Source organism: Kitasatospora sp. NPDC047058 (assembly GCF_040643935.1).
Lineage (GTDB): Bacteria > Actinomycetota > Actinomycetes > Streptomycetales > Streptomycetaceae > Kitasatospora.
Genome location: NZ_JBEYVJ010000079.1, coordinates 1 through 14,826 on the forward strand (window position 1 = coordinate 1; position 14,826 = coordinate 14,826).

Annotated in this window: 13 protein-coding genes; 6 read left to right on the plus strand and 7 right to left on the minus strand. The window is 74.9% G+C overall.

Annotated features, from left to right (window positions below; all coding sequences use genetic code 11):
* Positions 1–72: 72 nt before the first annotated feature.
* The 4 genes from ABZ885_RS15130 to ABZ885_RS15145 all read right to left on the minus strand — a co-directional run bounded on the left by ABZ885_RS15130 (position 73) and on the right by ABZ885_RS15145 (position 3,594).
* The gene (locus tag ABZ885_RS15130; protein WP_360187793.1) at positions 73–345 is read right to left on the minus strand and encodes a hypothetical protein; all 273 of its coding nucleotides are present in this window, start codon (positions 343–345) and stop codon (positions 73–75) included.
* A 388-nt stretch (positions 346–733) separates the two neighbouring features.
* Complete coding sequence (locus ABZ885_RS15135; RefSeq protein ID WP_360187795.1) at positions 734–1,399, minus strand: ankyrin repeat domain-containing protein; 666 nt, start codon at positions 1,397–1,399, stop codon at positions 734–736.
* Positions 1,396–2,253 (minus strand): alpha/beta hydrolase, encoded by an 858-nt coding sequence (locus tag ABZ885_RS15140; protein WP_360187797.1) that lies wholly within the window; start codon positions 2,251–2,253, stop codon positions 1,396–1,398. Before ABZ885_RS15140 ends, ABZ885_RS15135 begins: the two co-directional genes overlap by 4 nt.
* A gap of 111 nt (positions 2,254–2,364) precedes the next feature.
* Positions 2,365–3,594 (minus strand): helix-turn-helix domain-containing protein, encoded by a 1,230-nt coding sequence (locus ABZ885_RS15145; RefSeq protein ID WP_360187798.1) that lies wholly within the window; start codon positions 3,592–3,594, stop codon positions 2,365–2,367.
* A 208-nt stretch (positions 3,595–3,802) separates the two neighbouring features.
* On the opposite strand from ABZ885_RS15145, the gene ABZ885_RS15150 reads away from it, so the two are divergent.
* Complete coding sequence (locus tag ABZ885_RS15150) at positions 3,803–5,551, plus strand: aldehyde dehydrogenase family protein (RefSeq protein WP_360187799.1); 1,749 nt, start codon at positions 3,803–3,805, stop codon at positions 5,549–5,551.
* Positions 5,552–5,633: 82 nt separating this feature from the next.
* Here the strand turns inward: ABZ885_RS15150 and ABZ885_RS15155 are convergent, their stop codons facing one another.
* On the minus strand, positions 5,634–8,168 hold the full coding sequence (locus ABZ885_RS15155; protein WP_360187801.1) for a SpoIIE family protein phosphatase: 2,535 nt from the start codon (positions 8,166–8,168) through the stop codon (positions 5,634–5,636).
* A gap of 199 nt (positions 8,169–8,367) precedes the next feature.
* Here ABZ885_RS15155 and ABZ885_RS15160 point away from each other — a divergent pair, with 199 nt between their 5' ends.
* Both ABZ885_RS15160 and ABZ885_RS15165 read left to right on the plus strand, forming a co-directional pair.
* Entirely contained in the window at positions 8,368–9,282 is a 915-nt protein-coding gene (locus ABZ885_RS15160; protein WP_360187803.1) for a diiron oxygenase, read from the plus strand.
* 87 nt (positions 9,283–9,369) lie between these two features.
* Positions 9,370–10,983 (plus strand): FAD-dependent oxidoreductase, encoded by a 1,614-nt coding sequence (locus ABZ885_RS15165; protein WP_360187805.1) that lies wholly within the window; start codon positions 9,370–9,372, stop codon positions 10,981–10,983.
* A 144-nt stretch (positions 10,984–11,127) separates the two neighbouring features.
* On the opposite strand, the gene ABZ885_RS15170 is transcribed toward ABZ885_RS15165, so the two are convergent.
* Positions 11,128–12,048, minus strand: coding sequence for a hypothetical protein (locus tag ABZ885_RS15170; RefSeq protein WP_360187806.1), 921 nt, complete (start codon positions 12,046–12,048; stop codon positions 11,128–11,130).
* 240 nt (positions 12,049–12,288) lie between these two features.
* Between ABZ885_RS15170 and ABZ885_RS15175 the strand changes: the two genes are divergently transcribed.
* The gene (locus ABZ885_RS15175) at positions 12,289–12,798 is read left to right on the plus strand and encodes a hypothetical protein (RefSeq protein ID WP_360187808.1); all 510 of its coding nucleotides are present in this window, start codon (positions 12,289–12,291) and stop codon (positions 12,796–12,798) included.
* 27 nt (positions 12,799–12,825) lie between these two features.
* Here ABZ885_RS15175 and ABZ885_RS15180 read toward each other — a convergent pair whose 3' ends face one another.
* A complete protein-coding gene (locus ABZ885_RS15180) occupies positions 12,826–13,854 on the minus strand; it encodes a hypothetical protein (RefSeq protein WP_360187809.1) in 1,029 nt (342 codons plus the stop codon).
* Between the two features lie 119 nt (positions 13,855–13,973).
* On the opposite strand from ABZ885_RS15180, the gene ABZ885_RS15185 reads away from it, so the two are divergent.
* The gene (locus ABZ885_RS15185; protein ID WP_360187811.1) at positions 13,974–14,462 is read left to right on the plus strand and encodes a hypothetical protein; all 489 of its coding nucleotides are present in this window, start codon (positions 13,974–13,976) and stop codon (positions 14,460–14,462) included.
* A gap of 153 nt (positions 14,463–14,615) precedes the next feature.
* Positions 14,616–14,798, plus strand: coding sequence for a hypothetical protein (locus tag ABZ885_RS15190; RefSeq protein ID WP_360187813.1), 183 nt, complete (start codon positions 14,616–14,618; stop codon positions 14,796–14,798).
* The last annotated feature ends 28 nt before the right edge of the window (positions 14,799–14,826 follow it).

Below are 14,826 nucleotides of genomic sequence, written 5' to 3' on the forward strand. Positions count from 1 at the left end.
CGGGCGGGCCGGAGCGGCCCGCCCGCGCGTTCGGGGCCCACGGTGGCCGCGGGCCCCGGATCATCGGCTCGTTCAGCCGATGAGAGCGGCCTCGCGGGCCTCGGTCAGCTCGTCCACGCTGGCGCCGGTCAGCTCGACCTCGCCCAGCGCACCCTCACCGTTGGCGGCGGTGCCGCCGAAGAGGGCGCCGGTGGCCGGGGTGGCCGACGCGGCGGCGAACAGGCCGACGGTGAGCACGGTGGCCGGGGTGGCCAGAACCGGGTTGCCACCGGGGGCGACCAGGACACCGCGCTGCTCCGGCCCGACCATGCTGTTCGCGGCATTCAGGACAGCGGACTTCACCATATTCCGGCTTCCTTTCGATAGGCGACGGCGGGGTGCATACAGATTGCATCCCCCGCACAATCTGTGAGTTTCCACCACCTTGTGGCGGTGAACCGGCCGTAAAGGTTTCCCTGCGGCCTGAATTGACAGTACCCGACGTCAACGATCTTGTACGATCGGTTTTTGGACGATGCAATGTCCGAAAAGTGCCAGTGGAGCGGACGCAGCTGCTCCGGATGTGCACACTCGGTGGTGGACGAACCATTCGTGCACGGCTGCGGCGGGTTTCGGGGTGGATGTGGGCGTTCCTTCACTTGGTGGAGGTGTCGGAGAGGCGTCGACAGCATGGGCATGACAATCAAGCGCGTGGGGGCCGGCCCGGGTCCTCGCCCGGGTGCCCCGGGGTGGCTCAGACGAAGCCCTCGGCCAGGAGGGTGGTGGCGTCGGGGGTGATCCGGTGGCGCCGGCCGGAGCCGCCGACGACGCGGCTCCAGCTCTCGACGATCAGCGCCCCGTCCTCCAGGCGGATCTTGAAGCCGCCGTACATGCCGGGCACCGGGACCCACAGCTTCGGATCGGCCAGCTCGGTCAGGATCTCCACCGGGGGCAGCTTCAGCCGGTGCTTGGCCACCAGACCGTGGCTGTCCTCCTGCATCAGCGCATGGAGGCGGCGTTCCACCGCGGCGACCGTGGCGGGCGGCAGCGGGTGGTGCGCCACGGGCCGGAGGCGGTCGAGGAGACGGGCGTGGCCGCGGGCCGCCGCGATGTCGACGGCGCGCTCGCCGGAGGAGGTGCGCAGGGTGCGCCAGGCGCCGAGTCCGAGCAGGCGGGTGACCACCTCGCCGTCGGCGCCGTGCCAGGCCGCCTGATGGAGCGGTGTGTAGCCGCTCGGGCCGCCGAGGCGGGTGTCGTTGGCGGAGATCCAGTGTGGTGCGGACGCGATCAGCTCGAAGACGCGGCTCCAGCGGCCGTCCCGCGCCGCGTCGGCGAGGGCGTCCCGCAGGTCCTCGACCTCGGCGCGGTAGGTGCCGCGCGTGGTCGCGGCGCTCCACTCGGCGGTGTGAGGCATCGTCATCGGCCCGCCGTCGGCGCGGGCGCCCGCCCGGTGAGGAACGCGGCCGTGGCCGCGACGAAGGCGTCGGCGTCGTCCACCCACGGGTTGTGGCCCGCACCCGCCTGCACGGTGAACGCGGCGTCGGCGAACAACGCGGCGAACCCGGCGACGGCCGGCGGCGGGCTGTTGAGGTCGAACTCCCCGGCGAGGACCAGTGCGTGGCCCGCCCAGGCGGCGAGGGCCGTACGGGTGGCCGCGGGGTCGAAGGCGCCGTCGGCGCCGAACAGGGTGGCCGCCTCCGGGTTGTCGGGCTTGGTGGTCGGGTGGTGCGCCTGCGCGGCGGCGTCCCAACGGCCGTACGCGAAGGGGGCGATGGCCTCCCAGTCGTTGCCGGTGCCCGTGACGATCGCGGCCAGTGCGGCGGAGGCGGCCGGGAACCACGGCTCGCCCGCCCGCAGGCGGGCGGTCTCCTGCCGCATCTCCCCGGTGACGGCGACGCCGACCGCCCGGCTGCTGGGCGTGATCAGGGCGAGCCGGCCGACCCGCTCCGGGTGCCGGGCCACGTACTGCGCCGCCAGGTTGGCGCCCGCGCAGTGGGCGAGCAGGTCGAACCGGTCGAGCCCTAGGTGCACGCGCAGCGCCTCGACGTCGCCGACCAGGCGGTCGCAGCGGTACGAGGCGGGGTCGGCGGGAACGGCGGACCGGCCGGTGCCGCGCGGGTCGAGCACGATCAGCCGGCGGTGTGCGGACAGGCCGCCGAGCTCGCCGAGGTAGGCGGAGTCGGTGGGGCCGCCGGGGAGGCAGACCAGCGGCTCGCCGTCGCCGTGCGTGCGGTAGGAGAGCAGGGTGCCGTCGGGGGCGGAGAAGGTGGGCATGCTGTGGATCATGGCAGCGGCCGCCGGCCGGGGACAACCGGCAGGGAGCCGGCGGGGACCGGCCGGACGGCAGCGATCAGGGCGCCGCGAGAGGGAGGGGGCGAAGCGGGATCAGGGCCGCAGGCGCCGGGCGCGCAGGGCGGTGTGGAGTTCGGCGGCGTCGACCGGGCGGGTCGGGGTGCGGCCGGTGAGGTCGGCGATCCGGGCCAGGCGGTAGAGCACCGTGTTGCGGTGGCAGTGCAGGCGGCGGGCGGCCCCGGCGGTGGAGCCGTCGGCGGCGAACCAGGCGTCCAGGGTGTCGAGCAGGGCGGCGCCGCCGTCCTCGGTGGCGAGCAGCGAGCCCAGCACGTCGGCGGCCAGTTCGGCGGCGGACGCGGGGTGGGCGGCGAGCAGCGCGTCGACCGGGGCGGAGCCGTGGCGGTGCACGCCGGCGCCGGACGGCGGCACGCACGCCAGGGCGATCCGGGCCTGCCGCAGGGCCTCCGGGGCGGCGGCCGGTGACGCGAACGGACGGCTGACGCCGACCCGGCCGGCGGCGCACCGGTCGAGGGCGCGCAGTGCGGCCGCGGCGTCGGCCTCGCCGACGGGGGCGAGCAGGCCGAGCCGCTCGCCGAGTTCGGTGGTCCAGACGGACGGGACGGACAGGGCGGCCAGCCGGTCGGCGATGCCGGGCAGCGGGTCGGCGCCGTCCGGGCCGAGCTCGCCGGCGACCACGCGGAACTCCGCGCGCTCGGGCAGCCCGAGGGCGCGCGACAGGCCGGCCGCGCGCGTGGTGCCCTCCGCGGTGCCCTCGAAGACGCCGAGCAGCATGATCCGGCGGGCCGCCTCCTGCTGCCGTTCGCGGTCGTCGGCCACCTGGCGGTAGGCCTCGGTCGCGGCCGTGGAGAAGCGGTCGAGCACGGCCCAGAAGCCGGAGGAGCGGCGTAGCAGCGCGGTGGCCTGCGGGCCGGTGGCGGCCCGGGCGATGGCCCACTCCCAGATCTCCAGCCCGCCCAGCCGGAAGGCGTGCAGCAGCGCCGGCAGCGGCACGCCGTGCTCGGCCTTGACCCGGCCGGCCCAGCGGGCGGTCTCGTCGCCGCCGTCCGGGCCGCCCGCCTCGGCGCGCAGCACGGCCTCGATGTTGGCGCGGACGACGGCGCGGAGCAGGTCCGGCGGGAGCTGGTTCTCCACGTAGCCGGACTCGTCCTCGGTGATCTTCCGGACGGTCTCGTCGGTGATCTCCTCGACCGAGCCGAGGATCCCGGCGAACACGTCGTCCAGCACCGAGGCGTCGTCGGCAGGGCCGGGGGCGGCACCGGCGGGGCCGGGGGAGCCGTCAGCGGGTCCGGGCGGGGTTCGCATGCGGTCACCGTACCCGCCGCCCGCGCCGGTGGAACTGTGCCGCCGCACAGTCCGCCCCGGGGGAACCCGAGGCGCCCGCCCATGGCAACCGGTACCGGTCCTGCGTCATCGTGGGACCGTCCCGGGAAGACCTGTGCGACGACCCAACAGGCCGGTCCCGCAGGACGCCGCCCGCCCCGCCCGGGCGGCCGTGACCGAGGGAGGCCCCATGACCGTCGCAACCCCCGCAGGCAGCGTCCCCGCCGAGCCGGAGCCGGAGCCGGGCCCGAGGCCCGAGCTGGACGCGCTGCTCACCGAACTCGCCGAGGGCGAGCGCCGGTGGGCCGCGACCCCGCTCGACGCGCGGATCGCCCTGCTGGGCCGCGTCCACGCCGCCGTCGCCGCCGAGGCGGAGAACTGGGTGCGGACGGCGAGCCGGATCAAGCTGCTCCCCGAGGGCTCCCCGCTGACCGGCGAGGAGTGGATGTCCGGGCCGTACGCCCTGCTGACCTCGCTGGACGCGCTGGCCCGTTCGCTGCGCGCGGTCGCGGCCGGCCGGAGCCCGCTGGACGGTGCGCGGTTCGGCCGGGCGCCCGGCGGCCGGGTGACCGTCCCCGTCCTCCCGCTCGGCGCCCGCGACCGGCTGCTGCTGAACGGCTTCACCGCCGAGGTGTGGATGCCCCCGGGCACCGACGAGGAGACCATGCGCCGGCAGGCCGGGCTCGGCGCGCTGCGGCCGGAGCGGACGACGGGCGTCGGCCTCGTCCTCGGCGCCGGCAACATCACCTCCATCGCGCCGCTCGACGTGCTGTACGAACTCGTCGCCCACAACCGGGTCGTGGTGCTCAAGCTCAACCCCGTCCTCGGCGGGCTGGAGCCGGTCTACCGGCGCGCCCTGGCGCCGCTCGTCGACTTCGGCGTGCTGCGGATCGTCTCCGGCGGCGGTGACGTCGGCGGCTACCTCGCCCACCACCCCGGCGTCGCGCACGTCCACATCACCGGCAGCCTGGCCACCCACGACCTGGTGGCCTTCGGCCCGGGCGAGGAGGGCCGGGCCCGCAAGGCCGCCGGGACGCCGCTCCTCGCCAAGCCGATGACCAGCGAACTCGGCGGGGTCTCCCCGGTCATCGTGGTCCCGGGGGAGTGGAGCGAGGCCGACCTCAGGTACCAGGTGGAGCACATCGCCACCCAGCGCCTGCACAACAGCGGCCACAACTGCATCGCCTCGCAGCTGGTACTGGTCAGCGCGGACTGGCCGCAGCGCGAGGCCTTCCTCGACCTGCTCCGGACGGCGCTGCGGCGGCTCCCGGCCCGGCCCGCCTGGTACCCGGGCAGCGCCGAACGGCTGGCCGCGGCGGCGGCCCACCCGGGCGCGGAGTGGCAGGGCGCGGAGGGCACCCGGCTGCTGCTGGACCTCGGTGACGGAGGGGGCGACGTCTCGCCGGCGACCACCGAGTACTTCGCGCCGGTGCTCGGGGTGCTGACCCTGCCCGGGACGGGCGCGGACTTCCTCGACCGGGCCGTCGGGACGGCCAACCGCGACCTGGCCGGCACGCTCGGCGCCAACGTCCTGGCCGACCCGGCGACGCTGCGCCGTCTCGGCCCGGCCTTCGACCGCGCGCTGGCCGCACTGCGGTACGGCACGATCGCCGTCAACGCCTGGACGGCGCTCGGCTTCCTGACCGCGACCGCGCCCTGGGGCGCCTTCCCCGGGCACACCGTGGACGACGCGCAGAGCGGGATCGGCGTCGTGCACAACGCGCTGCTGATCGACGGGCCGGAGCGGACGGTCGTCCGGGGCCCGTTCCGGCCGTTCCCGCGCTCGGTGGCGGGCGGCGAGTGGGCGCTCTTCCCGAAGCCGCCGTGGTTCGTGACGGCCCGCAGCGCGGCGCTGACCGGCCGTCGGCTCACCCGCTTCGCGGCGGAGCCCTCGTGGGCCCGACTGCCGGGCGTCTTCGCGGCGGCCTACCGCGCCTGAGCCGGCCCGGGCCTGAGCCGGTCCGGGGCCCGGGGCGCGGGCGGAGCCAGGGGTACGCGGCGGAGCCGGCCCGGCCCCCGCCTCAGGGCAGTTCCTGCTCCGCCCAGATGGTCTTGCCGTGCCGGGTGTAGCGGCTGCCCCAGCGGTTGGTGAGCTGGGCGACCAGGTACAGGCCGCGGCCGCCCTCGTCGGTGAGGTGGGCGCGGCGCATCCGCGGCTGGGTGGCGCTGGGGTCGGAGACCTCGCAGGTCAGGCGTTCGGCGCGGACCAGCCGGACCTCGACCGGACCGCCCGCGTACCGGATCGCGTTGGTGACCAGTTCGCTGAGCACCAGTTCGGTGGTGAAGACCAGCTCCTCCAGGCCCCAGGCGCGCAGCCGTTCGGTGGCCCGCTCGCGGACCAGGCCGACGGCGGCCGGGTCGGGGTCCACCGGCCAGACGGCGGTGGCCTCCGGCGGGACTTCGCGGGTGCGGGCGAGCAGCAGGGTGACGTCGTCGGCGAGCCGGTGGGCGGGGCGGTCGGCGACCAGGGACCGGCCGAGTTCCGGCAGCGGCACGCCGGTGACGCCGGGCCGGGCGAGCCGGCGGCGCAGCTCGGCCATGCCGACGTCGAGATCGCCGTCGTAGCCGCGGATCAGGCCGTCGGTGAAGAGCGCGAGCACGCTGCCGGGGGCGACCTCGACCTCGGCCACCTCGAACGGCAGGCCGCCGACGCCCAGCGGCGGGCCCGGCTGCACGGGCACGTACTCGACGGTGCCGTCCGGGGCGGCGACGGCGGGCGGCGGGTGCCCGGCGGAGGCGACCGCGCAGCGCCGCGACACCGGGTCGTACACCGCGTACACGCAGGTGGCGCCGTGGGCGGTGGCGCGGTGCCCGGCGGGCCCGAGGGTGTCGTCCCAGACGTCGGCCCACGGTCCGTCCGGGCCGGCGCCGCGGTCCTCCCCGAGGCCGCCGGGGCCGTCGTCCGTGCCCGGGCCGGCGCCGCCGTCCGTTCCCGTACCGGCGCCCTCCGGCTCGCCGGTGTCGACCAGCAGCCGGGAGACCAGGTCGTCCAGGTGGACCAGCAGCTCGTCGGGCTCCAGGTCGAGGTCGGCGAGGGTGCGGACGGCGGTGCGCAGGCGGCCCATGGTGGCGCTGGCCTCCAGCCCGTGGCCGACCACGTCGCCGGTGACCAGGGCGACCCGGGCGGAGGAGAGCGGGATCACGTCGAACCAGTCGCCGCCGATGCCGGTGGCGGTGTCGGCGGGCAGGTAGACGCTGGAGGTGCTCACGGCGGCGGTCTCGGTCTGCGAGGGCGGCAGCAGGTTCCGCTGCAGGCCGACGGCGGCGCGGCGTTCGCGGGTGTAGCGGCGGGCGTTGTCCACGGCGAGGGCCGCCCGGGCGGCGATCTCGCCCAGCAGGTCCAGGTCGGCGGGCCCGTACGGCGGCCGGTGCGGGTCGCGGCGGACGGTGACCCGGCCGAGCATGGCGCCGCGGGCCCGGAGCGGCGCGGTCATCGCGGCGGGGGACTCGGTGGCGGTGGGCGGCCCGCCGGCGTCGACCAGGACGGGGGCCGGCCGCGCGCCGGGCGGCCCGGCGGCCGCGGCCCAGGCGGCGGCGGTGGCCCGGGCGTGGGCGGTGCCGGCCGCGACGGCCGCCCGGCGGAGCGGCAGCCGGCCGTCCTGGTCGGGGACCGGCTCCTCGCCGGTGAACACCGCCTCGGCGACCTCGACCACCGCCAGGTCGGCCATCCCGGGCGCGAGGACGGCGGCGAGGTCCTCGGCGGTGCCGGCGACGGAGAGCGAGGCGCCGACCGCCGCGGTGGCCCGGTGGAGCACGGCCAGGCGTTCACCCGAACGGTGGAGTTCGGTGACGTCGGTGAACAGGGCGGTGACGCCGATCGCGTGGCCGTCGGGGGACTGGAGCCGGAACGCGGAGACCGCCATCACCGCGCCGGCGCCCGGGTCCTCGATCGTCCGGACCAGCTCCTCGGACAGGACCATGGGACGGCCGGTCTCCAGCACCTCGCGGAGGTGGCGTTCGACCGCCTTCGCGTCCTCGGGCTGGAGGAAGTCGCCGAGGCGGTGGCCCTGCAGGTCGGCCGGGAGGCCGCTGTAGGGGAGCAGGTGGGTGTTGGTGCGGATCAGCCGCAGCCGGGCGTCGAAGACGGCGAGGCCGACCCGGTCCTGGAGGAACAGCTCCTGGGTGAACGCCTGGTCCTGCCGCCACTGGGCGACCAGGCCGGCCGGGGCGGCGAGCACGAAGTACTGCGAGGCCTCACCACCTGCGGGCGGCGTACCCGCACCAGCACCAGCACCAGCACCCGCGCCGCCGTCCGCCGCCACCGTGCCCGTGCCGCCGTCCGCGAGCGGGAGCACCTGGAAGACCACCCGCAGCTCCTCGCCCCGCCCCGAGCGCACCGCGGCCCGGCCGGACCAGGCGTCCGCGGCCCGCTCCGCCAGCAGTGCGGGCCAGGTGGCCGGGTCGGCGAGCAGCTCCCGGACGGGCCGGCCGCAGACCTGGTCGGCGCGCAGCGCGAGCAGGCGCTCGGCCTGCGGGGTCCAGCGGGTGATCCTGCCGTCCGCGTCGAGCAGGGCCCCGGCCGCGCTGTCGACGAAGGGGAACCGCCGGCTGTCCATCTTCTGATCCTCGCAGGGAACCCCAACGATTTCACCGCGAGCGGACGAGAGCCGGCGCGGGCGGGCGCGGACCCGGGGCGGGGCCGCCGTGGACGGGCTGCTGCGCGAGGGCTTCTCGGCCCGGGGCTCTTATTGTACTCTCCGTCTAATAAGCGGGGCGGGCGGGAACCCCGCACAGGGCACGCACCTGGAGGCAGCCATGACCCGGACCGGCGCGGCAGCAGTCCACGGCCACACCGAGGCCGACGACGACGTCTCGAAGCGGCTGCTCGACTCGGCCGCGACCCTCTCCTACGACCCGGCGACCGAGATCGACTGGGACGCCCCGCTCCCCGCGGGCCACTACGGGCTCAACCCGGAGTGGAGCACGCTGTACGGCACCAGGCTCTGGGACGGGATGAGCGAGGAGCAGCGGGTCGTGCTGACCCGGCACGAGGTCTGCTCGATCATGACCACCGGCATCTGGTTCGAGATGATCCTGCAGCAGATGGTGCTGCGCGACCAGTACCTGAAGAACCCGGCCGATGCCGAGTTCCGCTTCGCCCTCACCGAGATCGCCGACGAGTGCCGGCACTCGATCATGTTCGCCCGCGCCTGCGAGAAGATGGGCGTCCCCCAGTACAAGCCGAACTCCGTGATCGCCCAGGCCGGCCGCCTCTACAAGGCCACCGCCCGGGGCGAGATCGCCTACGGCGGCATCCTGGTGGCCGAGGAGGTGCTCGACGTCATGCAGCGCGACTGGATGCGCGGCGAGAACGTCCTCGACATCGTCCGCGGCACCTCCCGGATCCACGTGGTCGAGGAGTCCCGGCACATGAAGTTCGCCCGGCAGCAGATCCGCGAACGGCTGCGCGGCGCCTCGCCCGCGCGCCGGCGGGCCGCCGCCACCGGGATCGCGGCCGGCGCCTTCGTCATCGTCAGCAGCATGGTGCACCCGGGGGTGTACGAGGCCGCGGGCCTGGACCGCGAGCGCGCGGTCGCCGAGGTGCGCGCCAACGAGCACCGCAAGGCGATGATGCGCACCAGCTCGCGCCACCTGATGGCGTTCCTCGCCGAGTGCGGCCTGCTCACCAAGGCCTCGGCCGCCGTCTACCGCCGCATCCACATGCTCTGACCCGGTCCGCGCCGAACAGCGCCTCCCCCACCCGGATCCCCCGCGGAACGCCCCCGACCCCCACCGAGCGAGGACCCCACCCCGGCCATGGCCTACGCGATCACCAGGACCTGCTGCAACGACGCCTCCTGCGTCTCCGTCTGCCCGGTCAACTGCATCCACCCCACGCCCGGGGAACCGGACTTCGGCACCACCGACATGCTGTACATCGACCCGGCCGCCTGCATCGACTGCGGCGCCTGCGCCGACGCCTGCCCGGTCGACGCGGTCTTCCCCGTCGACCGGCTCACCGGGCCCGACACCGTCTTCGGCGACCTCAACCGCGACTACTACCGCGACCACCCCAACGACCACGCCTGGGGCGAACCCGCATTCCCCCGCAGCCTGCCGAACGGCCTCGGCCTCGGGACGCCGCGCATCGCCATCGTCGGCACCGGCCCGTCCGCGAGCTACACCGCCCAGTCGCTGCTGCGCACCACCGGCGCCGAGCTCACCATGATCGACCGGCTGCCGGTGGCCGGCGGCCTGCTGCGGCACGGCGTCGCCCCCGACCACCAGTCCACCAAGCGGATCGCCGAGAGCTTCGCGTCCGTCTTCCGCCACCCGCGCCTGACCGTGCACCTCAACGTCGAGGTCGGCCGCGACCTGACGCACGACGAACTGGCGGCCCACCACCACGCGGTGGTCTACGCGGTCGGCGCCGCCGCCGACCGCCGGCTCGGCCTGCCCGGCGAGGACCTCCCCGGCAGCCTCCCCGCCACCACCCTGGTCGGCTGGTACAACGCCGACCCCACCGTGCCCGCGGACGCCGTCGACCTCTCCGCCGAGCGGGTCGTCGTGATCGGGAACGGCAACGTCGCCGTGGACGTCGCCCGGATCCTGCTGCTCGACCCGGACCGGCTCGCCGCCACCGACATCGCCGACCACGCCCTCGCCGCGCTGCGCGGCAGCCGGGTCCGCGAGGTGGTGCTGCTCGCCCGGCGCGGGCCGGAGGAGGCCGCCTGGACCAGGCCCGAGTTCCTCGCCCTGCAGCACCTGCCCGGCGTCGAGCTGGTGGTCGAGGACCGGCCGGGCGTCCGGGCCGCGATCGAGGCGGCCGCCCCCGGCTCCAAGGCCGCGCTGCTCGCCGGGCTCCCGCTGGAGCCGGCCGGCCTCGGCGATCCGCCGCGCCCCGGGCGGCGGATCGTGCTGCGCTTCCACTCCACGCCCACCGCGCTGACCGGCGAGGACCGGGTGACGGGCGTCGAGACGGGCCCGGAGCGGATCGCCGCGGGCCTGGTCGTGCGGTCCATCGGCTACCGCGGCGTGCCCGTGCCCGGGCTGCCCTTCGACGAGGACGCCGCCGCCGTCCCGCACCGCGACGGCCGGGTGCTCGACCCGGCCACCGGCCGGCCGCTGCCCGGCACCTACGTGGTGGGATGGGCCAAGCGCGGCCCCTCCGGCGGGATCGGCGCCAACCGGGCCTGCGCGCAGGAGACCGTCGACGCCTTCCTGGACGATGCCGCGGCCGGCCTGCTGTCCCGGCCGGCCGGCACCGGGAAGGAGTTCGCCCGGCTGGTGCGCAGCCGGCGCCCGGACGCCGTCGGACTGAAGGAACTGCGCGCCATCGACCGCACCGAACGCGCCCGCGGCGAGGCGTCCGGCCGGCCCCGGGTCAAGCTCGCCACCGTGCCCGACCTGCTGGCCGCCGCCCGCCGGTGAGGCGGTTCCACCCCGGCCGGGCCGCCCGGCCGGGGTGGAACCGAGTGGCGGCGCCGTCGCCCGTAGGACCGGCTTGCCGAGGACGACGTCCTGCTCGTCCGCTTCCTCCGGAGTGAGGCCGCAACCGCCCCCGGCGACCGAAGCTCAGTCCTGCCACCGTTCCAGTGCGGGGCGCAGGCCGCGCTTCAGGCTCCGCTTCAGCTGGTCACCGCTGACGAGGGGCCTCTTGAGCAGGATCGGCCGTGGCGTCCAGTCGGCCTCGAAATGGACGACCACCTTGAAGGCGCCCTCCTCCGAGACGGCGCCGGTTTCGTGGGGTGGATAGGCCGGCAGCGTGGGAGGAGTCCACGACCTGCCGGATTCACGGAGCATTTGTTCCGCCGTTTCGCGGAACTCCCTCACGGCGGTCTCGGCGAACGCGTCGTAGGCCGCCCGCTCCATGGGCACGATCAGCACCAGCCTCTCGGGGGGCAGCATCCTCACGGACTGCACCAGTTCCCACATGAGACTGCGACCCGCCCCCAGGACCAGGACCACCAACCGGGCCCGTTCCATGAGGGCCAGAACTGTGTCCTGCCACGCGTCATGTGCCAGGTACATCCGGCGCGCCCCGGCCTGAGGGAGCTTCTGCCCGGGCACTCCGAGCGCTATCACCCGACCGACGGGCTTCAAGGCGGCGACCAGTTGTTCCTCTCCGGTGAGTCCGGAAGTCAGGAGGTCCGACGGGAACCCCGGCGCTCCCCGGGGCGTCGGGTCGAACCTGTCCCGACTCGAGTCGTCCTCAAAGGGTCTGAGGTAGAGCACGAACGGGTCGTCGCCGATGCTCTCCGCCGTCGGAATGATCTCGTTGAGGTGCTGCCGCGCACGACGCCCCAGCGTCTGTCCCCAGATGAAGAACAGCGATCCGGCCCCGGTTCCGAGCAGATCCAACTCCCTTTCCAGCAAGGAGCTGTGACTCGCCGACCAGCGCCAGGCGAGGAAGAACCAGACGGCGATCAGGCCTCCGACGAGCTGCAGGGTGGTGGCCGCTGTCGCCAGCGCTCTTCCCCGGGCCTTCGACTGCACCGGTGGGGCCGGCGTGCGGGAGCTGCCGCCTCCGGCGCCGGTGTCGGCTCCCGCGCCGCCTCCGCCTTCCGGCTGGTCCCTCTTTCCCGATCCTCCGGCTGCCCTCGGCATGCCCACCCCCGCATCCCCGCAGTGAGTTGGACTGACCATTCGTCAATGTGCTCGGCTCAAAGCAAGTATGTTGCCGCAAGGGCGGGATGGGCACTCCCGGAAGCCCCGGACGGCGGCCATGATGGGCACGTGACCGACACCAGGAACCCCCTGTGGAACACCGACGTCAGCTCCGCCTCCTACTCGGCCTCCGACCAGAAGTACCTGGAGACGATACTCGAGCAGTACAAGCTCTGCGTGGAGATGGCCGACCGGGTCAGCGCCCGGCGGAACCTGGCCAACACGTTCTTCCTGTCGCTGAACAGCGGTGTCGTCGCCGTCCTGGCCGCCGCCTCGGACGACGGGCTCGCAGCGGCCTCGGACTGGGCCCTGCTCGCCGGCCTGGTGATCCTGATCAGCCAGTGCGTGGCCTGGTTCGTCATGGTGCGTTCGTACCGGCAGCTCAACGCCGCCAAGTGGCGGGTGATCGGGGACTTCGAGGAGCGGCTGCCCGCCTACGCGTACTCCCGGGCGGAGTGGAGCGCGCTGGGCGAGGGCCGCGACTGGCGGAGGTATTTGCCGCTCACCCGGGTCGAGCAGTGGGTCCCCGTGATCTTCAGCGCGGCCTACCTGATGGGATTCCTCGCCAAGGTGCTCTGACGCGAGACGGGGGACGCAGCCGGAGCATCAGGGCAGCGTGCGCTGCACTCGGGTCAGGAACGGTTCGAGCTGGGTGCGCGTCAGTCTCCTGACCACCCCGAGTTCGGTGCGCCGCCGGAAGGCCGTGGGATCGAGGCGCACGAACTCCGGTGTCCACGCCGGGCCGAAGCGGACGAATCCCCGGATCGAAGGCTCCCGTCGCATCCTGTCCGGGTGCCGGAGAGGAGGGCATTCGGGCAGGCGGGGCGGAGGATCTGAAACGGCCCTTGCTGCGAAGGCCGGAGGAACGGCCTGCCGGAACCGGTCGTACGTGGTGGGGCTGTCGGGCGGCGAGGTTACGGCATCCGGGAGCACGAGCAGGACCAGCCGGGCGGGAGGCAGCAGGCGTACCGCCTCGGTGAACTCCCACAGCGTGCCGGGGCCGGGCCCGGCGACCAGGACGACCAGGCGGGCGCGGTGGATGAGGTCGCTGACGACCGGCTGCCAGTCGTTCAGGGGCAGATACAGCTTGTCGGCTCCCGGGAGCGGGAGGCGCTCGCCCGGCTGACCGACGGCGATCACCCTGCCGAACCTCCGGAAGGTGCGGGCGATCCGCTCCTCGAACGTCCGGGAGCCAGGGTTGTCGAGGCCCAGGAGCAGGGCCGTGTTCAGCGCCGAGGCGGCCGGGTCGAACGCAGGTCCCTGCTGGAAGGTGTTCCTGTCCTCGGCGAACGGGCGGAGGTAGAGGACGAACGGCTCCGGCCCCGCTTCGTCGGGTGAACCGAGGATCCGGGTGGTGTGCCGCCGACCGTGGCGGGAAAGCCGTCTGCCCGCGTAAAGTGCGGCGCCCCCGGTGCAGAGCATGCCAGCCGTGACGAGCAGTGTCTGCCAGACCGGCAGCGAACGGTACGGGGATCGCAGCATCACCCCGGATGTCAGGGTGCGGGTGGCCGCCACCAGGACCAGAAGGCTGCCGGCGACCTGTAGAACGAAGCCGAGGAGTCGCAACGCCCTTCCGGCTGCTGAGCGTTGGATCCGACCGGGGGCGGGTCGGCCGTCCTGCGCGCTGGTGTCCATGGGAGGAATGATGGGCCGGGCTCCCGGCCCGTCAAGGGTGGGAAACCGGCCGGGCCGGCGCGGCCGCACCCTGGTTTCTCCTCCTCGGCCGGCGGTGCGACGGGTAGCATGTGCCTCCCATGACCACACTCGCCGTCACCGGCCACATGGACCTCACGGAGGGCTCCCTCCCGCTCATCCGGGCCGCGTTGCGCAGGCTCCTCCAGGAGTACGCTCACGAGGGCGTGACCGGATTGTCGTGCATCGCCCAGGGCGCGGACACCCTCTTCGCCGAGGAACTGCTCGCCATCGGCGGCAAACTCGTGGTCGTCGTCCCGTCCAGGGACTACCGGCGGACCGTGGTCGCTCCCGATCACGCCCCGGCGTTCGACCGCCTTCTGGAGGCCGCGGCGGAGGTGGTGGCTCTGCCCAACGAGACCGCCGGCCGGAGCGCGTACGAGGCCGCGAACCGTGCGTTGATCCACGGCGCCGACAGGCTCGTCGCCGTCTGGGACGGCCAACCGCCGACCGGAAAGGGCGGCGGCACCGCCGACGTGGTCGAGGAGGCACGTGCGGCGGGCCTGGACGTGGACGTCGTCTGGCCCGACGGTGCCGCGCGGCGGGGCTGACCACACCCCGCGGCTCCTCCGGGTCGGTCCGGTAAACCGGTTCCGGCCGAGGCCCGGCGCTCCGCCCGCCGGAGCGCCCGTGCCCGCCTGCCCCGGCCCGGTCCGCCGCCTCACCTGAGCGGCCGTCGGACGGACCGCGCTAGCCTCGGCGGCATGAATCGAACGGGCCGGTACCGTCTGCGCACCCGGCTGCGCGCCCACCTGCCGTGGTTCCTCGTCGACCGGGGCGTCGCCCGCAAGGGCCGCCGGGACTGCGGCGACCACGAGTGGTACAACCAGGACGGCTTTGTGGCCCGCTGCTACCACTGCGAGGCGGGCGAACGCCCCTGGACGTGACGGGGGCCGCCTCCCGGCCCCCGAGTCG